The organism is Mycobacterium noviomagense, from assembly GCF_010731635.1.
Classification (GTDB): domain Bacteria; phylum Actinomycetota; class Actinomycetes; order Mycobacteriales; family Mycobacteriaceae; genus Mycobacterium; species Mycobacterium noviomagense.
This window is the reverse complement of the sequence record NZ_AP022583.1, coordinates 2,970,837-2,990,839: the sequence shown is the minus strand read 5'-3', so window position 1 is coordinate 2,990,839 and position 20,003 is coordinate 2,970,837. Positions and strand designations below refer to the sequence as shown.

Annotated in this window: 19 protein-coding genes and 1 pseudogene; 9 read left to right on the top strand and 11 right to left on the bottom strand. The window is 68.4% G+C overall.

Features of this window, described 5'->3' with window-relative positions; translation table 11 throughout:
• Positions 1-23: 23 nt before the first annotated feature.
• The gene (locus G6N15_RS14010) at positions 24-1,430 is read left to right on the top strand and encodes an FAD-dependent oxidoreductase (RefSeq protein ID WP_083086457.1); all 1,407 of its coding nucleotides are present in this window, start codon (positions 24-26) and stop codon (positions 1,428-1,430) included.
• Here the strand turns inward: G6N15_RS14010 and G6N15_RS14005 are convergent.
• The 5 genes from G6N15_RS14005 to G6N15_RS13985 form a co-directional block, all read right to left on the bottom strand.
• Positions 1,391-2,317, bottom strand: coding sequence for a cation diffusion facilitator family transporter (locus G6N15_RS14005; protein WP_083086393.1), 927 nt, complete (start codon positions 2,315-2,317; stop codon positions 1,391-1,393). The two genes, G6N15_RS14010 and G6N15_RS14005, sit on opposite strands and share 40 nt — an antisense overlap.
• Positions 2,314-3,549: a mannose-6-phosphate isomerase, class I gene (manA, locus tag G6N15_RS14000; protein WP_083086396.1), complete on the bottom strand. Its 1,236-nt coding sequence runs from the start codon at positions 3,547-3,549 to the stop codon at positions 2,314-2,316. Before manA ends, G6N15_RS14005 begins: the two co-directional genes overlap by 4 nt.
• Positions 3,550-3,567: 18 nt before the next feature.
• Positions 3,568-4,638: a TobH protein gene (locus G6N15_RS13995; protein ID WP_163748073.1), complete on the bottom strand. Its 1,071-nt coding sequence runs from the start codon at positions 4,636-4,638 to the stop codon at positions 3,568-3,570.
• Positions 4,635-6,041 carry a phosphomannomutase/phosphoglucomutase gene (locus tag G6N15_RS13990; RefSeq protein ID WP_083087143.1) on the bottom strand — a complete coding sequence of 469 codons (1,407 nt, stop codon included), beginning with the start codon at positions 6,039-6,041 and terminating at the stop codon, positions 4,635-4,637. Before G6N15_RS13990 ends, G6N15_RS13995 begins: the two co-directional genes overlap by 4 nt.
• Before the next feature lie 89 nt (positions 6,042-6,130).
• Entirely contained in the window at positions 6,131-6,580 is a 450-nt protein-coding gene (locus tag G6N15_RS13985) for a DUF3499 domain-containing protein (RefSeq protein WP_197910666.1), read from the bottom strand.
• A 161-nt stretch (positions 6,581-6,741) separates the two neighbouring features.
• Between G6N15_RS13985 and G6N15_RS13980 the strand changes: the two genes are divergently transcribed.
• Positions 6,742-7,164: a metallopeptidase family protein gene (locus G6N15_RS13980; RefSeq protein WP_083087141.1), complete on the top strand. Its 423-nt coding sequence runs from the start codon at positions 6,742-6,744 to the stop codon at positions 7,162-7,164.
• 50 nt (positions 7,165-7,214) lie between these two features.
• Here the strand turns inward: G6N15_RS13980 and G6N15_RS13975 are convergent, their stop codons facing one another.
• Positions 7,215-7,574, bottom strand: a complete 360-nt coding sequence (locus G6N15_RS13975) for a WhiB family transcriptional regulator (RefSeq protein WP_083087158.1) — start codon at positions 7,572-7,574, stop codon at positions 7,215-7,217.
• Positions 7,575-7,962: 388 nt separating this feature from the next.
• Here G6N15_RS13975 and cofD point away from each other — a divergent pair, with 388 nt between their 5' ends.
• The 3 genes from cofD to G6N15_RS13960 are packed head-to-tail and all read left to right on the top strand — an operon-like array spanning position 7,963 to position 10,843.
• A complete protein-coding gene (gene cofD / locus G6N15_RS13970; protein WP_083087140.1) occupies positions 7,963-8,955 on the top strand; it encodes a 2-phospho-L-lactate transferase in 993 nt (330 codons plus the stop codon).
• Positions 8,952-10,304, top strand: coding sequence for a coenzyme F420-0:L-glutamate ligase (locus G6N15_RS13965; protein ID WP_083087139.1), 1,353 nt, complete (start codon positions 8,952-8,954; stop codon positions 10,302-10,304). The genes cofD and G6N15_RS13965 overlap by 4 nt, the downstream gene beginning before the upstream one ends.
• Positions 10,301-10,843, top strand: a complete 543-nt coding sequence (locus G6N15_RS13960) for an NUDIX hydrolase (RefSeq protein WP_083087138.1) — start codon at positions 10,301-10,303, stop codon at positions 10,841-10,843. Before G6N15_RS13965 ends, G6N15_RS13960 begins: the two co-directional genes overlap by 4 nt.
• 52 nt (positions 10,844-10,895) lie before the next feature.
• On the opposite strand, the gene manB is transcribed toward G6N15_RS13960, so the two are convergent.
• The 4 genes and pseudogenes from manB to G6N15_RS23830 all read right to left on the bottom strand — a co-directional run.
• Positions 10,896-11,963: a mannose-1-phosphate guanylyltransferase gene (gene manB, locus G6N15_RS13955; protein ID WP_083087137.1), complete on the bottom strand. Its 1,068-nt coding sequence runs from the start codon at positions 11,961-11,963 to the stop codon at positions 10,896-10,898.
• Complete coding sequence (locus tag G6N15_RS13950; RefSeq protein ID WP_083087136.1) at positions 11,960-12,841, bottom strand: glycosyltransferase family 2 protein; 882 nt, start codon at positions 12,839-12,841, stop codon at positions 11,960-11,962. Before G6N15_RS13950 ends, manB begins: the two co-directional genes overlap by 4 nt.
• A gap of 634 nt (positions 12,842-13,475) precedes the next feature.
• The gene (gene rfbD, locus G6N15_RS13935) at positions 13,476-14,336 is read right to left on the bottom strand and encodes a dTDP-4-dehydrorhamnose reductase (RefSeq protein WP_232070234.1); all 861 of its coding nucleotides are present in this window, start codon (positions 14,334-14,336) and stop codon (positions 13,476-13,478) included.
• A 66-nt stretch (positions 14,337-14,402) separates the two neighbouring features.
• Positions 14,403-14,545: pseudogene (locus G6N15_RS23830) on the bottom strand (hypothetical protein); the annotation flags it as partial.
• A gap of 12 nt (positions 14,546-14,557) precedes the next feature.
• Here G6N15_RS23830 and G6N15_RS13930 point away from each other — a divergent pair.
• The 4 genes from G6N15_RS13930 (at position 14,558) to ctpC (ending at position 19,301) form a co-directional block, all read left to right on the top strand.
• Complete coding sequence (locus G6N15_RS13930; protein WP_139797785.1) at positions 14,558-16,036, top strand: LCP family protein; 1,479 nt, start codon at positions 14,558-14,560, stop codon at positions 16,034-16,036.
• 34 nt (positions 16,037-16,070) lie between these two features.
• On the top strand, positions 16,071-16,745 hold the full coding sequence (locus G6N15_RS13925; protein WP_083087157.1) for a TIGR03089 family protein: 675 nt from the start codon (positions 16,071-16,073) through the stop codon (positions 16,743-16,745).
• Positions 16,746-16,859: 114 nt separating this feature from the next.
• A complete protein-coding gene (locus tag G6N15_RS13920; protein WP_083087133.1) occupies positions 16,860-17,141 on the top strand; it encodes a DUF1490 family protein in 282 nt (93 codons plus the stop codon).
• Positions 17,142-17,150: 9 nt separating this feature from the next.
• Positions 17,151-19,301 (top strand): manganese-exporting P-type ATPase CtpC, encoded by a 2,151-nt coding sequence (ctpC, locus tag G6N15_RS13915; RefSeq protein WP_083087132.1) that lies wholly within the window; start codon positions 17,151-17,153, stop codon positions 19,299-19,301.
• Here ctpC and G6N15_RS23825 read toward each other — a convergent pair.
• Complete coding sequence (locus G6N15_RS23825) at positions 19,278-19,928, bottom strand: STAS domain-containing protein (RefSeq protein ID WP_372506511.1); 651 nt, start codon at positions 19,926-19,928, stop codon at positions 19,278-19,280. The genes ctpC and G6N15_RS23825 overlap by 24 nt on opposite strands.
• Positions 19,929-20,003: the final 75 nt, after the last annotated feature.

Below are 20,003 nucleotides of genomic sequence, written 5' to 3'. Positions count from 1 at the left end.
ACAGTACCGACTACTCTCCGAGCATGCGCGCCGAAAACACGCAGCGACATGCCGTCGTGATCGGCGCCAGCATCGCAGGATTGTGTGCCGCCCGGGTGCTGTCGGATTTCTACGACCGGGTGACGGTGTTCGAGCGCGACGACCTGCCGGGCGCCCCCGTCAACCGCACCGCGGTCCCGCAGGGCCGACACTTGCACTTGCTGATGGCCCGCGGGGCCCAAGAGCTGGACGACTTGTTTCCCGGTCTGCTCGCGGACATGGTCGCCGCGGGCGTACCCATGCTGGAGAACCGGCCCGATTGCATCTACTTCGGTGCCGCCGGACACGTGCTGGGGACAGGGCAAACGCTGCGTGAAGAGTTCACCGCCTACGTGCCGAGCCGGCCACATCTGGAATGGCAGATCCGGCGCCGGGTCGGCGGCATCGCCAATGTCGAGATCCAGAAACGCTCGGTCCGCGAGCCACGATTCGACGCTGCCGCGCAGCGGGTGACCGGGGTGCTGCTGAATTCGGGCACCGAGCCCGAATTTGTTCCCGCTGACCTGGTCGTCGACGCGACCGGCCGTGGCAGCAGGCTGCCGTTGTGGTTGTCGCAGTGGGGTTTTGCGCAGCCCCGCGAGGACGTGGTCGAGGTGGGCATCGGCTACGCGTCACACCAGTTCCGGATGCCTGACGGCCTGATTCGGGAGAAGGTTGTGGTTTGCGGCGCGTCTCGGCAGCAGCCGCTGGGCCTGGGCATGCTGGCCTACGAGGACGGCATCTGGATTCTCACTACCTTCGGTGTCGCCAAAGCCCAACCGCCACAGAGCTTTTCCGAGATGCGTGTGCTCGCCGAGAAGCTGCTGCCCGCACATTTTACTGCCGCGCTCGAGCAGGCCGAACCGGTCGGGGAGGTGGCGTTTCATCGCTTCCCGACCAGCAGATGGCGTCGCTACGACAAGCTGGACCGCTTCCCGGCGGGGATCGTACCGCTGGGCGATGCGGTGGCCAGCTTCGATCCGACCTTCGGCCAGGGCATGACGATGACGTCGCTGCAGGCCGCGCATCTGCGCCGCGCGCTGGTGCATGGCCCGCGCAGCAATGTGTCGCGCGAACTGAACCGGGCCACCGCCAAGTCCATCTATCCGGTGTGGCTGATGAACGCGGTCGGCGATCTCACCTTCCACCACGCCAGCGGGTCGGCGCCGTGGTGGTATCACCCGGTGGGTGAGCTGTTCGACCAGTTCCTCGGCGCCGCAGAAACGGATACTGTTCTCGCTGAATGGTTTTTGCGTCGGTTCTCGCTGCTCGACAGCCTCTACATGGTGCCGTCGCCCGCGCTGATCGGCCGCGCCGTCGGCCACAACATGCGGCTGTGGCTGGCCGAGCGCCGGCAGCAGTGGCGAGAGCGCTACCGCGACAGCGCGCGATCCAAGTCGGGCTCGAGGTAGATCACCCGCGCGGACGGCACCGCCGCGCGGATGTTGGCTTCGGCTGCGTTGATGGTGGCCGCGATGGTGGCCAGCTCGACCTGCGGTGCCACTGCGATCTTGGCGGCCACCAGCATCTCGTCGGGGCCGAGGTACTGGGTGCGAAGGTGGATCAGGCGATCGACGTGCTCAGTCGATTCCAGCGCCGATTGGATCGCGTGGATCTGTGCAGTGGTGGCGCCTTCGCCGATCAGCAGGCTATGCATCTCGACCATCAGGACTATTGCGATCAGGCCAAGTAGCACGCCGATGCCGACCGTGCCGATGCCATCCCACACCGGGTCGCCGGTTGCGATGGTTAACCCGACGCCGGCCAGCGCGAACATCAGGCCGACGAGTGCGCCGGTGTCTTCGAGCAGCACCACGGGCAGCTCGGGATTGCGCGAGTTACGGATAAAGCGCCACCAGCTACCGCTGCCTTTCAGCGGCCGCGACTCAACGATCGCCGTGCGAATACTGAAGGCTTCCAAGCCGATTGCGACCGCCAGAATTACCAGCGCCACCACGGGCGAGCTGAGATCGGCGGAGTGGGCGATCTTGTGGTAGCCCTCGTAGAGTGCGAACACCGAGCCGAGGGTGAACAGCACAAGTGCCACGACAAACGACCAGAAGTAGCGGCTACGGCCATGGCCGAACGGGTGCAGGGCGTCGGGCTGTTTGCGTGCGGCACGCTGACCGAACAGCAGCAGTGCTTGGTTACCGGTGTCGGCAACCGAGTGCACCGACTCGGCAAGCATCGATGAGCTGCCGGTGACCAGAAAGCCGACGAACTTGGCAGCGGCGATCCCGGCATTCGCCGCCAGGGCGGCCAGAATCGCACGGGTACTACTGGCGGGCGCCGCCGTCACAGGCCCACGGTGGCACAGAACAGCTTGCTCGGCTCGCGGGCGACCAGCCTGATCGGCCCGTCGTCAGCTGCCACCCAGGCCGCCATGCCGCGGTTGAGCGTCAACGCCCGGGATTTCCCGTGCACGGTTGTCGATCCTTCGGTGCACAGCAAGATCTGCGGGCCCTGGGAACCAGTGTGGCGCGACGGCGCGTCGACCTGGTGGCCGAGGTGTTCGCCATCGAGCGTCAGCACCGACGCCGCGAACTCGGTTGCCGGGGTGTCGTAGATGAGCTCGAGTCCGTCGCGGTGAACCGGCGGTCGCAGCTGTGCCTCCGTGGTCGGGTTGAAATCCAGTACCCGCAGCAACTCCGGCACGTCGACGTGCTTGGGCGTCAACCCGCCGCGTAACACGTTGTCGGAGTTGGCCATTACCTCGACCGCGACACCGCGCAGGTAGGTGTGCAGATTGCCGGCCGGCAGAAAGATCGCTTCACCGGGAGCGAGGCTGATGCGGTTGAGCAACAACGCCGCCAGGACACCGGCGTCGCCGGGATACTGCTCGCCGAGCTCCAAGACAGTCTTGGCTTCTGCGGCGAATTCCGTTGTCCCGGACGTGAGGTAGTGGATGGCGCCCTCGATCACCGCAGGTACCAACACGTCGATGTCGGGCTGTGGCGCGGTAATCCAGGTGGTGAACAACGCCCGCAATCCGTCGGCATCGGATTGGTCGTTGAGCAATTCGATGTAGGGGTCTAGGTCCGAGACGGCCAACGCCCGCAGCAACTCGATGGTGCGGCCCACCGGGCGGAACCCGGCCAGCGCCTCGAAGGGCTGTAGAGCCACCAGCAACTCGGGCTTGTGACGGTTGTCGCGATAGTTGCGGATCGGCGAGGAGACCGGAATACCGAGCCGCTCTTCGCGTAGGTAACCATCGATCGCCTGCTCGGCACTCGGATGGGCTTGCAGCGACAGCGGCTCGTCGGCGGCCAGCACCTTGACCAAGAATGGCAGCGCATCACCGAATCGGGCGCGGGCGGCCGAACCAAGTTGCCCCTCCGGATCGGCGACCAGCGCGTCCAGCAGTGAGCTCTCGCCGTTTTCGGTTTCCAGCCAGGCCGGGTCGGCCGGATGTGCGCCGAGCCAGAGTTCGGCCTCAGGATGGGCAGCCGGCACCGGCCGGCCGGTGAATTCGGCAATAGCGGTCCGCGATCCCCAAGCGTACGTCCGTATCGCGCCGCGTAGCAGTTCCACTGTCTGTGTATCCCCGGTTTATCCGCGCACCAGTCGCATGTAAACAGCAGCCATCTCCAGCCGGACAGCCAATATCGCCAGTTGCTGCTCGACACCGAGCCCGGTTGCCGCGCTGGCGGACGGCTCCTGCAAATCCGGAACATCCTCAGCGGCGACAAGGTCGACATCGAACCCGCCCACCCGTGCCGCCACCACCGTCCGCTCGGCGGCCAGCGTCAGCGCCAAAACCCGCAGCCGCTCCGGCAGCGGTCCGTCGATTTGTTCGTCGTGGAACAGCGCGTCCGCCGCATCGGGGAACCCTGCGTGCAGCGCCGCTACCGCGTCGGCAAGGCCGGTGGCGGCGACCACCCGGTGGGCGAAGCGCAGCAGGACCGACGAGCCATGGCGGGCCAGCGCCAACGTGGCAGCGCAGTCGCCCGCCAGCGCGACTCGGTGACCCGCCATGCGCTGGGCGAGCGCTTTGGCCGGGTTGGTGAACACTTCACGGGCCGCGCTGTTGCGTAGTGCTTCGCTGTCGAGTTCGTCGGCAAGCCGCGCCAAGTCGATTCCTAGGCTGGGGTCAACCCCGGTCAACACGCCCAGCCCGGCGGCCAGATAACGGCATAGCAGGAACTCGTCGGACACCGGTAGGCGGGGTTCCAGCACGGCGACCCGTCCAGCGGTCGTGTCGCGCAGCGGGCCCGAATAGGGCGCCGAGACAACCACCCGTGCGCCCCGGCGCACCCCGGTTGCTGCGGCCCCCACCAGTGCGGGATCGCCGGGATCGTCGCCGGCCACGATCAGTACATCGAGCGCCCCGATCCAGGGCGGCGCCTCGGCGGCTACGACGATCGGTTCGCCGGCCGAACCGCCCAACGCTGCGGCCAGCATGGCTCCGGCTGTCGCGGCGGTGCCGCGGCTGGCTACCCAGACGACCGTGCGGGGACGCTCTCCGCCGCGGATCGAATCCAGTGCGCCTTCGTCGCATGCGGCCGCGGTGGCCCGGACTTGCGCGCCGGCCATCGATGCGGCCCGCAGCAACCCCTCGCGGTCGGCGGCGATCAGGCCTTCGGTGTCGTCGAGGTCGATGGTGGCGCGGATGGCGTTCACGACACGACCTCCGGCTGGCCCGCGATCTGCGCGATTTCGGCGGCGATCTGCTGGACCACCGCCTCGACGTCTTCGGCGCAGCGGCCCTCGACGTTGAGCCGCAGCAGCGGCTCGGTGTTGGAGCTGCGCAAGTTGAACCAGCTGCCGTTGCCCAAGTCCACCGTCACCCCGTCGAGATGATCGATGGAGTGGATCCGGGTGCCGAACGACTTCAGCACGGCCTCGACATATACGGACGCGTCGATGGTGCTGGTCAGGGGGAAGTTGATCTCGCCGGAGGATGCGTAGCGTTGGTAGTCGGCGGTCAGCTGCGATAGCGGCCGCTCCTGCTCGCCCAGCGCGGCAAGCACATGCAGCGCGGCCAGCATCCCCGAGTCGGCGCCCCAGAAATCGCGGAAGTAGTAGTGCGCGGAGTGTTCGCCGCCGAAGATCGCGCCGGTGTCGGCCATCAGTGCCTTGATGTAGGAATGCCCGACCCGGGAGCGCACCGGTGTGCCGCCGCGTTCGACCACCAGTTCCGGCACGGCGCGCGAGGTGATCAGGTTATGAATCACGGTTGCGCCGATTTCCCGGTTGAGTTCACGCGCGGCCACCAAGGCCGTCACCGTCGACGGCGAGACCGGCTGGCCGCGTTCGTCGACGACGAAGCAGCGGTCGGCGTCGCCGTCGAAGGCCAGTCCGATATCGGCCCCGGTGTCGCGCACGTACGCCTGCAGATCGACCAGGTTGGCCGGGTCCAGCGGGTTGGCCTCGTGATGCGGAAACGAACCGTCGAGCTCGAAGTACAGCGGCAGCAACGTGATCGACTCGATGGGACCCAACACGGCCGGCGCGGTGTGGCCGGCCATTCCGTTGCCGGCGTCCACGGCGACCCGCAGCGGACGCAGGTCGGACAGGTCGACCAACGAGCGCAGGAACTCCCCGTAGTCGGCCAGCACATCGCGATCGGTGAGAGAGCCGGCGGCCCCGTGGTGCGCAGGAACACCGGCGATCAGTTCGTCGCGGATGGTGGCCAGCCCGGTGTCGGCTCCAACCGGCTTGGCGCCCGCGCGACACATTTTGATGCCGTTGTAGGCGGCCGGGTTGTGGCTGGCGGTGAACATTGCGCCGGGACAGTCGAGCAGGCCCGACGCGAAGTACAACTGGTCGGTGGACGACAGGCCGATGCGGACAACGTCGAGACCCTGCCGGCTCACCCCGGCGGCAAACGCAGCTGCCAGCGACGGCGAACTGTCCCGCATGTCATGGCCGACCACCACTTGGCGAGCCCCTTCGTCGCGCATCAGCCGCGCGAAAGCCGCACCGACATCGGCGGCCAGGGACTCGTCGATCTCGTCGCCCACCAGGCCGCGTACGTCATACGCCTTGATTACACGGTGGACAGCCGCAGCGGGCCGAGACATGACAGGGCTCCTGACGAAGGGACTCTTGGTCGCCAGCCTAACCGCTCTGGTCGGCCTCGCTGTACGTACGCCAGCGCGCTCGTCGCCGGCTACTCCGGCTGTTCGCGCGGTGGGTCTGGCAACACCCGCAGATGACCGCGACGGCGTCCGGTTCCGGTCGATGGCTGCGCGGTTGGGGCGAGCACGCCGGCACTGGGTACGCCGACGGGCGCAGCTGCATGGTGGCCGGCGGGATCGGAGAAGCCGTTGACCGGCGGACGGCTCGCTAGAACGCCGCGGCCCTCGCGCACCGCATCAGCAAGTGCCACCAAGTCGTCCTCGTCAGGGTTGATCGTCAGCGGTCCGGGATGGCGAACGAGTTCCCAGCCCCGCGGCGCGGTGATCCGGCTGGCGTGCCCGACGCAAAGATCCCACGAGTGCGGCTCTCTCGCGGTGGCCAGCGGACCGACGACCGCCGTCGAGTCCGAGTAGACGAACGTCAGCGTCGCCACCGCATAGTGCGGACACCCGGGCCGGCAGCAGCGACGGGGAGCAGTCACGGTCGAGAGGCTATCGCGCGCAAACGACCCCACAGTGCCGGACACGCGCATTCGGCTGGTCCACGATGTCCAACCGTTACCATCGGCGCGTGGGCGAATCCCCCGGCTCTCGGCGAGGCGGTCGGTCGGCACGCAGGTCGGCAACAAGCCGGGGCCGCGAAATGCGCGGGCCGCTGCTACCGCCGACAGTGCCGGGCTGGCGCAGCCGCGGCGAGCGATTCGACATGGCGGTGCTGGAGGCCTACGAACCCATCGAGCGCCGCTGGCAGGAGCGGGTGTCCGCGCTTGACGTGGCGGTTGACGAGATCCCACGCATGTGCCCGAAGGATCCCGACAGCGTGCAGTGGCCGCCCGAGGTCGTCGCCGACGGGCCCATCCCGCTGGCCCGGTTGATCCCGGCCGGCGTCGACGTGCGCGGCAATGCCACCAGGGCACGAATTGTCTTGTTCCGCAAGCCGATTGAGCGACGCGCGAAAGACACCGTCGAACTTGGCGAATTGCTGCATGAGATTCTGGTGGCTCAGGTGGCGACGTATCTCGACGTCGAGCCGACCGTCATCGACCCCACGATCGACGACGACTAGTCGCGCAGCGGGTCGTCCCCGCCGCTAGCCCCCGCGGCTAGCCGGAGCCGCTAGATTATGCCGCGCTTGAGGCGGCGGCGTTCCCGCTCGGAGAGGCCGCCCCAGATGCCGAAGCGCTCGTCGTGCGCCAGCGCGTACTCCAGGCACTCGGTGCGCACCTCGCAGCCCAGGCAGATCTTCTTGGCCTCGCGAGTGGACCCGCCCTTTTCGGGGAAGAACGCCTCGGGGTCGGTTTGCGCGCACAAAGCGCGGTCCTGCCACTGGTCGCGGCTCACCGGTTCCAGCGGAAATACTTCGGCCGCATCGGAAACCAAGCTCAAGTGGGGCCGTGACGCTGCCCCCGTCGTCGCCGACACGGCATTGGTGTGCGGTGTCCCTCCCACTACGCCCCGAAGGTGCTCATAGGACATGTCCGCCTCCTCACCGGATTCGTTGATGGTGAATGTCGCCACTCTTGTGATGTGTTGTGCGGCCAACTCTATTTCGAACAAGTGATCGAATCTCGGTCTGCGACACCGCAACCGGCCGGCCAACCGGGAAATGACACTGATGTGATTACACACGGGTTACTTGCCGCGGTCAAGCGCTGAAACGAAATTCCATATCATGTCGTGATCAAATTTCAGCGCCATTGTGTCGATTGCGGCCGCGGCGTGTCGAGCGGGTCGCCCCGTCCGCTCCCCTAGAACCGCAACCTTGCCGACCCGCGGACACCATCTCGCCGCCCCCAACTCGACTCCGGCTTCGGCTAGGTCCGCCGCGCGAACCGCATCGTCGCCGAGCGTACTGTCGTGCGATGTGAAGGTGACGGTTCTGGTCGGCGGAGTGGGCGGCGCCCGCTTCCTGCTTGGTGTGCAGCACTTGCTTGGCCTCGGCCAGTTCGCTCCGAGTGACCGCCCGACCGCCGAGCATGAGCTCACCGCCGTAGTCAACATCGGCGACGACGCGTGGATCCACGGGGTGCGCGTGTGCCCGGACCTCGACACCTGCATGTACACGCTGGGCGGCGGCGTCGACCCGCAGCGCGGCTGGGGTCGTCGCGACGAAACCTGGCACGCCAAAGAGGAACTGGCGCACTACGGTCTGCAGCCCGACTGGTTCCAGCTCGGCGACCGCGACCTGGGCACCCACTTGGTGCGCACCCAGATGCTGCGAGCCGGCTATCCGTTGTCTCAGGTGACAGCGGCGCTGTGCGACCGCTGGCAACCCGGCGCGCGCCTGCTTCCCGTCAGCGACGACCGCTGCGAAACCCACGTCGTCATCACGGACCCCGGCGACAACGCCCAGCGGGCCATCCACTTCCAAGAGTGGTGGGTGCGCCACCGCGCCCAGGTGCCCACCCACAGCTTCGCCTTCATCGGTGCCGAAAACGCCAGCGCTGCAACAGAAGTCGTGGACGCGATTGCCGACGCCGACGTGATCATGCTGGCCCCATCAAACCCGGTGGTGAGCATCGGTGCTGTCCTCGCCATTCCCGGCATCTGGGCAGCACTGCGCTCCACGACCGCTCCGGTGGTCGGCTACTCGCCGATCATCGACGGAAAACCATTGCGGGGCATGGCTTACGAATGCCTCTCCGTGATCGGGGTCAAATGCACGGCAGAGGCCGTGGGCCAACACTACGGGGCACGCCGCGCGACCGGAATCCTGGACTACTGGCTGGTCCACGAGGGTGACCACGCCGAAATCGACGGCGTCGCGGTGCGACCCACACCGCTGCTGATGACCGACCCCAAAGCAACAGCCGACATGGTGAGGGCCGGGCTGGAACTCGCAGGCGTGTCAGTATGAGCGACACGACGGCGGATCACGGCGCCGCGTCGACAGTCGAGATCATGCCTGTCACCGGGCTTCCCGAATTCCGCCCCGGGGACGACCTAGCCGCCGCGATCGCCGAGGCCGCGCCCTGGCTGTGCGACGGCGACGTGGTGGTCGTCACCAGCAAGGTGGTGTCCAAATGCGAAGGCCGCATTGTAGCGGCCCCGGAGGATGTCGAGGCGCGGGATGAACTGCGCCGCAAGCTGATCGACGACGAAGCAGTTCGCGTGCTGGCTCGCAAGGGTCGCACCCTGATCACCGAGAACCGGCTCGGGCTGGTGCAAGCCGCGGCCGGAGTGGACGGCTCGAATGTCGCTGCGGCCGAGCTGGCTCTGCTGCCCGTCGATCCCGACGCCAGTGCCGCGGCCTTACGCGCCGGACTGCACGAGCGGCTCGGCGTCACGGTCGCGGTGGTGATCACCGACACCATGGGCCGCGCGTGGCGAAACGGCCAGATCGATGCCGCCGTCGGCGCCGTCGGTCTGCCCGTGCTGCACAGTTACGCCGGAGCCGTCGACCCGCACGGTAACGAATTGGTAGTTACAGAAGTTGCGGTCGCCGACGAAGTCGCTGCCGCCGCCGATCTGGTCAAGGGCAAGCTCACCGCGATACCGGTGGCCGTGGTGCGCGGGCTGGCGATAACCGATGACGGCTCCACGGCGCGGCGGCTGATCCGCGCGGGCACAGAAGACCTCTTCTGGCTGGGCACCGCCGAAGCTCTCGAGCTCGGCCGCCAGCAGGCCCAGCTATTGCGCCGCTCGGTGCGGCAGTTCAGTCAGCAACCGGTGCCGCAGCAGTTGATCGAGGCCGCCGTCGCCGAAGCGCTGACCGCACCGGCGCCCCACCACACCCGTCCAGTGCGGTTCGTCTGGCTACAGGATCCGGCCCGTCGCACCCGGCTGCTTGATCGGATGCGCGACAAGTGGCGGGCCGACCTGCTCGGTGACCGCAAGCCCCCCGACGCCGTCGAGCGGCGCGTGGCACGCGGCCAAATCCTCTACGACGCACCCGAGGTCGTCATCCCGATGCTGGTTCCCGACGGCGCGCACAGCTACCCCGACGCCGCTCGCACCGCGGCCGAGCACACCATGTTCACCGTCGCGGTGGGCGCGGCCGTGCAGGCGCTGCTGGTCGCGCTGGCGGTGCGCGGCGTGGGTAGCTGCTGGATCGGCTCCACGATCTTCGCCGCCGACATCGTCCGCCAGGAGCTGGAGCTGCCGGGCGACTGGGAACCGTTGGGCGCCATCGCGATCGGCTACCCCCTGGAGCCGCTACAGCCCCGGCCTCCGGCGCCGCTGGACGGGTTGCTGGTGCGCAAGTGAGCGTCCGCGATTCCGCGATCGCACTCCTGACGCGTTGGCAAGCCCCTGACCCGGGCCAGGAGTCGCTGCGCCATGCGGTTCTGGCCTTCGTGCATGCGCGCGACGATGCCTGCCGCCGCGACTGCGTTCCCGGTCACGTCACCGCGTCCACGCTGGTGCTCGACGACGCCGGTGGCCAGGTGCTGCTCACCCTGCATCCACGGCTGGGCCGCTGGGTGCAGCTGGGCGGACACTGCGACGACAGCGACGACGACATCGTCGCCGCAGCGCTGCGGGAAGCCACCGAAGAATCGGGTATCGACGGCTTGAGCATCAACCCCGAGCTGGTGGCCGTCCACGTCCATCCGGTCACCTGCTCGCTGGGTGTGCCGACCCGTCACCTCGACCTGCAATTCGTCGCCCACGCGCCCGTGGGCGCGCCGATCGCGATCAGCGACGAGTCGCTGGACCTGCGGTGGTGGCCTGCCGATGCCCTACCCGAAAACGCCGACTATGCGCTGGCGCACTTGGTCGGCCGGGCGTCCAGTGGCCAGTTATGACACGCGAAACACGTTGCGGCGTGTCATAACTGGCCGTTCGGCGGCGAAAAGCCTAGACGTCGCTCGAGTAGCGGATCCCGCCGTCGGGGATGAATACCCCGGGCCACACCCGCGCGCCGCGCAGCAGCTCACAGCGCGCGCCGATGTCGGCGCCGTCCCCGATCACCCCGTCGCGGATCAACGCGCGCGGACCGATGCGGGCGCCGAAACCGACGATCGACCGCTCGATCACGCTGCCCGCCTCGACCCGCACCCCGTCGAAAATCACCGCGCCGTCCAACCGCGCACCGGGGCCGATCTCGGCCCCCCGCCCGACGACCGTGCCGCCGATCAACACCGCTCCCGGCGACACCGCGGCGCCGTCGTGCACCAACGACTCGCCGCGGTGCCCGTGCAGGGCAGGCGACGGCGCGATGCCGCGCACGAGGTCCGCTGAGCCGCGCACGAAGTCTTCCGGCGTGCCCATGTCACGCCAGTAGCTGGCGTCGACGTAGCCGCAGATTTTGACTCCGTCGGAGAGCAGCGCCGGAAACACCTCACGTTCGACCGAGACCTCACGGCCGCGCGGAATCCGGTCGATGATCTCCCGCGAGAACACGTAGCAGCCCGCGTTGATCTGGTCGGTCGGCGGATCCTGCGTCTTTTCCAAAAATGCTGTCACGATGCCGTTTTCGGTCGGCACACAACCGAATGCCCGCGGATCGGACACCCGCACCAAATGCAGGGTTACCTCGGCTTGATTGGCGCGGTGATACTCGAGCAGTTGGTGCAATTCGGCGCCAGAGAGCACATCGCCGTTGAACACCATCACGGTGTCGTGCCGCAGCCGCGAGGCGACGTTCGCGATGGCCCCGCCCGTGCCCAACGCGCGTTCCTCCGGCACGTACTCGATTTGCAGGCCCAGCTTGGACCCGTCGCCGAATTCCGCCTCGAACACCGCCGGCTGATATGAGGTGCCCAAGATGACGTGCTCGATGCCCGCCGCCGCGATCCGCGACAGCAGGTGAGTCAACAACGGCACCCCGGCGATCGGCAGCATCGGTTTGGGTGCCGACAGCGTCAACGGACGCAGCCGAGTGCCCTTGCCGCCGACCAGGACCACTGCATCGACTTGTGTCACCGTGCCCGCCGCCCTTCTGCAACTCTGCGTCGCGAGCTGCGCACCATCAGACGTTCGCGGGCCACCAATCCGGCCCGCATCAGCCACCGCAGCGGAGCCCGCCACCAACCCGGATGCCGATCGGCAAGGAATATATAGGTGCTTCGGTGATGGGCCGCCAAGCTGCTGGCCGGATCGCTGCCTGTGACGTGGCCCTTGTGATGCAGGACCTCGGCTGAGGGCACGTAGACGTTTTGCCAGCCGGCCTTCTGCAGCCGGTCGCCCAGGTCGACGTCCTCGAAGTACATGAAGTAGCGCTCGTCGAAGCCGCCGACCTGCTCGAACGCCGCGCGGCGCACCAGCAGGCAGGACCCCGACAACCAGCCCACCGGCCGCTCGGTGGGCTCGAGCCGCTCCTGGCGGTAGGCCGTCGACCATGGATTGTTGCGCCAGATCGGGCCGACGACGGCGTGCATGCCGCCGCGGACCAGGCTGGGCAGGTGACGCGCCGACGGGTACACGCCGCCGTCGGGATCCCGGATCAGCGGGCCCAGCGTCGCTGCGCGGGGCCAGCGCGCAGCCGCCTCCAACAACGCGTCGATGCTGCCGGGACCCCACTGCACGTCCGGGTTGGCCACCACCACCCACTCATCGGCGTCGCTGAGCCGGGCGATGGCACGGTTCACCGCGGTCCCGTAGCCGAGGTTGCCGCCGGTGTCGAACAGCCGCACGTTGGGATAACGCTCGACGGCGGCTTGCGGTGCGCCATCGGTGGAGCCGTTGTCGGCCATCAGGACGCTCACCGACCGGTCGGTGGCCAGCGACAGCGAGGCCAGGAAACGCTCCAGGTGCGGGCCCGGGGAATAGGTCACCGTCACGACCGGCAGCACGTCACTCACGGGGTAGAGGGTAACGGTCTGGAGGCGATCGCAAGCGCGGCGGAGCCGGGCGCAGCGGGTCGCCGACCGTCGGCCTGGAGGCGATCGCAAGCGCGGCGGAGCCGGGCGCAGCGGGTCGCCGACCGTCGGCCTGGAGGCGATCGCAAGCGCGGCGGAGCCGGGCGCAGCGGGTCGCCGACCGTCGGCCTGGAGGCGATCGCAAGCGCGGCGGAGCCGGGCGCAGCGGGTCGCCGACCGTCGGCCTGGAGGCGATCGCAAGCGCGGCGGAGCCGGGCGCAGCGGGTCGCCGACCGTCGGCCTGGAGGCGATCGCAAGCGCGGCGGAGCCGGGCGCAGCGGGTCGCCGACCGTCGGCCTGGAGGCGATCGCAAGCGCGGCGGAGCCGGGCGCAGCGGGTCGCCGACCGTCGGCCTGGAGGCGATCGCAAGCGCGGCGGAGCCGGGCGCAGCGGGTCGCCGACCGTCGGCCTGGAGGCGATCGCAAGCGCGGCGGAGCCGGGCGCAGCGGGTCGCCGACCGTCGGCCTGGAGGCGATCGCAAGCGCGGCGGAGCCGGGCGCAGCGGGTCGCCGACCGTCGGCCTGGAGGCGATCGCAAGCGCGGCGGAGCCGGGCGCAGCGGGTCGCCGACCGTCGGCCTATGCGCTCAATGCCGCGGCCAGCGCGTCGCGCCATCCCCGCAGCGGTGACAGCCCCGCTTGTACCGAGAACCGGTTGGATAGCGCGGAGTACGGCGGCCGGCGCGCCGGGCGCGGCATGTGGTCGCTTTTGACCGGCCGGACCCGATTCGGATCGGCGCCGAGCTCGTCGAAAATCGCGCGAGCGAGCTCGTAGCGTGTGACCGCGCCTTCGTTGGCGACGTGCAATACCGGCGAGTCTGCCCGCCCGTCGGCCACCTCCAGCAATGCCGCGCACAGGTCGGGGACATAGGTAGGCGACCCGGTCTGGTCGTCGACTACCTCCACGCTGCCGTCGCCCGCGGCCAGCCGGCGCATGGCGGCCACGAAATCTTTACCAGTCCCGCCGGTGTAGACCCAGGCGGTGCGCACGACGGTGGCCTGCGCCAGCGCCGCCCGCACGGCGAGTTCGCCGGCCAGTTTGGTCAGCCCATACACACTGAGCGGGCCGGTTTCGTCATCGGGCTCATACGGGCGCGGCGCGGAGCCGCCGAAGTCGCCGCTGAACACGTAGTCGGTCGAGATGTGGATCATGTCCGCGCCGACACGTGCACACGCCCGCGCGATGTATTCCGGGCCTGTCACGTTGACGGCGTGCGCGGTCGCCTGGTCGCTTTCCGCCCCGTCGACGTTGGTGTAGGCCGCGCAGTTGACCACCACGTCGCCGCGCTCGACGAACCGCTCCGCGGCATCGGGGTCGGTGATGTCCCACTGCGACGACGTCAGCGCCAACACGTCACGTCCTTGGCGGGTGGCCTCGGCCGCCAAATAGCTGCCTACCTGCCCACCGGCCCCGGGGATCACAATCCTGGCTGCAGTCAATTGCGCCGCTCCTCCTCATCGCTGCGCTCTGCATCGTCGCCGGCGGGGATCATCTGCGCCGCTCCTCCTCATCGCTGCGCTCTGCATCGTCGCCGGCGGGGATCATCTGCGCCGCTCCTCCTCATCGCTGCGCTCTGCATCGTCGCCGGCGCGCACGCTCCCGAGTCTGGCACGCCGATCCCGGCCTCCCCCGAAGACGGCTGTGACATAAGTAGTCTAAAGTGATGCCTGCGCAACGTGTGGTCCGCGCCGTTGCGACAGCGGCGGCCGTCGCCGTCGTTCTCGGAACCGGCGTGGCATGGAGCAAAGTCCGATCGTTCGAAGACGGCATCTACCACATGTTCGCCCCCTCGCTCGGCCAGGGCGGCGACGACGGTGCGATCGACATCTTGCTGGTCGGCATGGACAGCCGCACCGACGCGCACGGCAACCCACTCTCCAGCCAGGAGCTGGCGACGCTGCGGGCCGGCGACGAGACCGCCACCAACACCGACACCATCATCCTGATTCGGGTCCCGAACAACGGAAAGTCGGCCACCGCGATCTCGATTCCCCGTGACTCCTATGTCTCGGCACCCGGCCTGGGCAAGACCAAGATCAACGGCGTCTACGGCCAGGTCCGCGAAGAGAAGCGGGTGAGCCTGGTCGAATCGGGGATCTCCGAAACCGAGGCCGAAGCGCGTGGCACCGAGGCCGGCCGCGAAGCCCTGATCAAGACCGTCGCCGATCTCACCGGCGTCACCGTCGACCACTACGCCGAGATCGGGCTACTCGGCTTCGCATTGATCACCGACGCGCTCGGCGGCGTCGACGTCTGTCTCAAAGAGCCCGTCTACGAACCCCTTTCAGGCGCCGACTTTCCCGCCGGCTGGCAAAAGCTCAACGGCCCGCAGGCACTGAGCTTCGTTCGCCAGCGTCACGACCTGCCGCGCGGCGACCTGGACCGGGTGGTGCGCCAGCAGGTGGTGATGGCCGACCTGGCACATCGTGTGCTCTCCGGCAAGACGCTGTCGAGTCCCGCGACACTGGAGCGGCTGCAAGGCGCCATCCAGCGCTCGGTGGTGCTGTCGTCCGGGTGGGACATCATGGACTTTGTGAAACAGCTGCAGAAGCTGGCCGCCGGCAACGTCGCCTTCGCCACCATCCCGGTGCTCGACGAAGCCGGCTGGAGCGACGACGGCATGCAAAGCGTCGTGCGGGTGGACCCGCACCAGGTGCAGGAGTGGGTGGCCAGCCTGCTGCACGACCAGGACCAAGGAAAGACCGAGGAGCTGGCCTACAGCCCGGCCAAAACCACAGCCGACGTGCTCAACGACACAGACATCAACGGCCTGGCCGCCGCGGTGTCAAATGTCTTGGTAGCCAAGGGCTTTACCGCCGGAAACGTCGGCAACAACGAAGCCGCGCACGTGAAATCCAGCCAGGTGCGCGCCGCCAAGGCCGACGACCTGGGCGCCCAGCAAGTCGCCAAGGACCTCGGCGGATTGCCCGTGGTCGCCGATCCGGCGGTGCCGCCGGGATCGGTGCGGGTGGTGCTCGCCAACGACTACACCGGCCCGGGATCCGGCCTCGACGGCGGCGCGTCGGCGACACCGGCGGCCTCGTCGCATTCCGCAGCAGGGGCATCGAAGGACACCACCGCTCCCCCGCCGTCGCCGATTCTCACCGCGGGCGCCGATCGTCCCGAGTGCGTCAACTGACGTGACCAACCTCAGCGAGGCGATTCTCGAGCCGATGCTGCGCACCGACCCGGTCGGCCCGCGGATCACCTACTACGACGACGCCACCGGAGAGCGCATCGAGCTGTCGGGGGTGACCCTGGCGAACTGGGCCGCCAAAACCGGCAACCTGCTGCGCGACGAACTCGGCGCCGGGGCGGCCAGCCGGGTCGCGGTGTTGCTGCCGGCGCACTGGCAGACGGCCGCGGTCTGCTTGGGGGTGTGGTGGATCGGGGCCGAAGTGATATTCGGCGGCCGGGCCGACATTGCGTTGACCACAGCTGCTCGGCTCGACGAGGCCGACAGCACCGGAGCGACCGAGGTGGCGGTGTTGTCGCTGGATCCGCTCGGCCGCCCAGCGCCGGATCTGCCGGTCGGCGTCACCGACTACGCCACCGCGGTCCGGGTGCACGGCGACCAGATCGTCGCGGAGCGCCGTCCCGGCCCGGCACTTACGGGCCGCTCCGTGGACGAGGTGCTCGCGGACTGCCAAATACAAGCTGCGACAACGGGTTTGACATCCGATGACCGGGTGCTGTCGACGAAGTCGTGGACGACGCCCGACGATCTGGTCGACGGCTTGCTGACCGTCCTCGCCACCGGCGCGTCGCTGGTGCAGGTGGCCAATCCCGACCCGGCAGCGCTGCCGCGCAGGATCGAAACCGAGAAGGTCACCCGGGTTCTCGAGTGACGCGCGAAACCCTCGCCCATCCGGACGGCCCCCTGAATACATGTTGGTATCGCAATATTTCTATGTTAGCGTCGTGCGAAGGCGGGCTGAACTCAGCGAGAGAAAGGTTAAGCGATGGCGGTGCACGGGCTACTTGCGAAGGCGGCCACCACGGTAGTCACCGGGCTGGCCGGGGTGACTGCCTACGAGGCGCTGCGCAAAGCGTGGGCCAAGGCTCCGGTTCACGAGGCGGCGGTGACGGCCGCGGAGTGGGGCCTGCGGGGAACCCGGCGCGCGGAGGAAGCCGCCGAGTCGGCGCGCCTCAAGTTGGCCGACGTGATGGCCGAAGCGCGGGAACGCGTCGGCGAGGAGGCCCCGACCCCGGCCGTCAGTGCAGCCGACCACCACGAACATTGATTGCGGCCGATGACCGCAGCCGTCGATAGCGACCTGGTCGTCGTCTCCGACGCCGCCGGGCGGATGCGGGTCGAGGTCGCGTGGGTGCGCTCGAATTCCCGCCGCGCCGTTGCGGTCGAAGAGGCGGTGGCTCAACAAAACGGGGTGCGCGTCGTCCACGCCTACCCCCTCACCGGATCGGTCGTGGTCTGGTATTCCCCGAAGCGCTGTGAACGCTCGGCGGTGCTGGCAGCCATCAAGGAGGCCGCGCATACCGCCGCCGAGCTGATTCCGGCCCGCGCACCGCACTCGTCGGAGATCCGCAACGCCGACGTGCTGCGCATGGTCGTCGGCGGCGCGGCACTGGCCTTGCTGGGTGTGCGCCGTTACGTGTTCGCCCGCCCGCCGCTGCTCGGCCCGACCGGCCGGCTGGCCGCCACCGGCGTCACCATATTCACCGGCTACCCGTTCCTGCGCGGCGCGCTGCGATCATTCCGCTCCGGTCGCGCGGGCACCGACGCCTTGGTGTCGGCTGCGACGGTGGCCAGCCTGGTGCTGCGCGAGAACGTCGTCGCGCTCACGGTGCTGTGGCTGCTCAATATCGGTGAGTACCTGCAGGATCTGACGTTGCGGCGCACCCGGCGGGCGATCTCCGAGCTGCTGCGCGGCACCCAGGACACGGCCTGGATTCGCATGGCCGACGGGAACGAAGTGCAAGTGCCGATCGACACCGTGCAGATCGGCGACGAGGTGGTGGTCCACGACCATGTGGCGATCCCGGTGGACGGCGAGGTGGTCGACGGCGAGGCGGTCGTGGACCAGTCTGCCATCACCGGGGAAACGCTGCCGGTCAGCGTCGTCGTCGGCTCGACGGTGCATGCCGGTTCGGTGGTGGTGCGCGGACGGCTCGTGGTACGCGCCCGCGCGGTGGGCAGCCAAACCGCCATCGGGCGCATCATCACCCGCGTCGAGGAGGCCCAGCACGACCGTGCGCCGATTCAGACTGTCGGAGAGAACTTTTCGCGTCGATTCGTGCCCACATCGTTCATCGTCTCCGCGCTCACGTTGGCGATCACCCGAGACGTCCGGCGCGCGATGACGATGCTGCTGGTGGCATGCCCGTGCGCGGTGGGCCTGGCCACCCCGACCGCGATCAGCGCCGCGATAGGCAACGGCGCCCGCCGCGGCATCCTGATCAAAGGCGGCTCGCACCTCGAAGAGGCCGGCCGGGTGGACGCCATTGTCTTCGACAAGACCGGGACGCTGACCGTGGGGCGACCGGTGGTGACGAATATCGTTGCCATGCACGATGACTGGGAGCCAGAGCAAGTGCTGGCCTATGCGGCCAGCTCGGAGATCCACTCCCGTCATCCGCTGGCCGAGGCGGTGATCCGCTCGACGGAAGAACGCCATATCAGCATCCCGCCGCACGAGGAATGCGAGGTGCTGGTCGGCCTCGGCATGCGGACGTGGGCCGACGGCCGGACCTTGCTGCTGGGAAGTCCGTCGCTGCTGCAGTCCGAAAACGTCGCCGTATCACAGGAAGCGGCCGACTGGGTGGCCAGGCTGCGCCGGCAAGCCGAGACCCCGTTGCTGCTCGCGGTCGACGGCACATTGGTGGGTCTGATCAGTCTGCGCGACGAAATCCGGCCGGAGGCAACTGACGTGCTGAAGAAGTTGCGCACCAATGGAATTCGCCGCATCGTCATGCTCACCGGGGATCACCCTGAGATCGCCGAGGTGGTCGCCCGCGAGCTGGGCATCGATGAGTGGCGCGCCGAGGTCCTACCGGAGGACAAACTCGAAGTGGTGCGGCAGCTGCAAAGCGAGGGCCATGTGGTCGGGATGGTCGGCGACGGCATCAACGACGCCCCGGCGCTGGCGGCCGCCGATATCGGAATCGCCATGGGGCTGGCCGGAACTGACGTCGCCGTGGAGACCGCTGACGTCGCGCTGGCCAACGACGACTTGCAGCGTCTGCTCGACGTGCGAGACCTGGGCGCGCGGGCAGTGGAGGTCATCCGCCAGAACTACGGCATGTCGATCGCGGTCAATGCCGCCGGGCTGCTGATCGGCGCCGGTGGCGCGTTGTCACCGGTGCTGGCCGCGATCCTGCACAACGCGTCGTCGGTTGCGGTGGTGGCCAACAGTTCCCGGCTAATCCGCTACCGGCTGGACTAGTGGCAATCGCAAGCGCGGCGAAGCCGGGCGCAGCGGATCGCCACCAGAAGGAACAGGGTGCGATCGCAAGCGCGGCGAAGCCGGGCGCAGCGGATCGCCACCAGAAGGAGCAGGGTGCGATCGCAAGCGCGGCGAAGCCGGGCGCAGCGGATCGCCACCAGAAGGAGCAGGGTGCGATGGCAAGCGCGGCGAAGCCGGGCGCAGCGGATCGCCACCAGAAGGAGCAGGGTGCGATGGCAAGCGCGGCGAAGCCGGGCGCAGCGGGTCGCCACCATCATCTACGCGGTTCTGCGCTGCCGCCTCCAGTGAGGGAAATATCGTGAACTGCTCACCGACACCGGTTGCCTGCAGCGGTCGCAACACGGCCCGGTGATCGGCCACCACCGAAAAATCCAGCGCGCGCTCTCGGCAGCGCCGCTGGCCGCGCACCAATGCGGTGACGCCGGCAACCGACAGGAAATCGACCGCTGTCGCATCGACCAGAACCTGGCCCGCATCCGGGGTAGCGCGGCACGTTTCCCGCAGGGCGCACTCGAGTTGAGCGACGTTGCAAAGGTCGACATCCCCACGCAGGTGCAAGACGACCAAATCATTAACCGTTGTGCGTTCGACATGTAACGCTGACACAGGCTCCTCCGCTTGTCGGTGGTTCGAGAAACCGACGTCAGGGGCACCACGGTCGCGACAGCGCTGCAGCCGCAA

Coding starts and splice junctions, on each gene's coding strand:
- G6N15_RS14010 (WP_083086457.1), top strand. CDS start 24: ATGCGCGCCGAAAACACGCAGCGACATGCCGTCGTGATCGGCGCCAGC.
- G6N15_RS13990 (WP_083087143.1), bottom strand. CDS start 6,041: ATGTCTCGGCCCGCTGCGGCTGTCCACCGTGTAATCAAGGCGTATGAC.
- G6N15_RS13980 (WP_083087141.1), top strand. CDS start 6,742: ATGCGCGGGCCGCTGCTACCGCCGACAGTGCCGGGCTGGCGCAGCCGC.
- G6N15_RS13975 (WP_083087158.1), bottom strand. CDS start 7,574: ATGTCCTATGAGCACCTTCGGGGCGTAGTGGGAGGGACACCGCACACC.
- G6N15_RS13965 (WP_083087139.1), top strand. CDS start 8,952: ATGAGCGACACGACGGCGGATCACGGCGCCGCGTCGACAGTCGAGATC.
- G6N15_RS13925 (WP_083087157.1), top strand. CDS start 16,071: ATGCTGCGCACCGACCCGGTCGGCCCGCGGATCACCTACTACGACGAC.
- G6N15_RS13920 (WP_083087133.1), top strand. CDS start 16,860: ATGGCGGTGCACGGGCTACTTGCGAAGGCGGCCACCACGGTAGTCACC.
- ctpC (WP_083087132.1), top strand. CDS start 17,151: ATGACCGCAGCCGTCGATAGCGACCTGGTCGTCGTCTCCGACGCCGCC.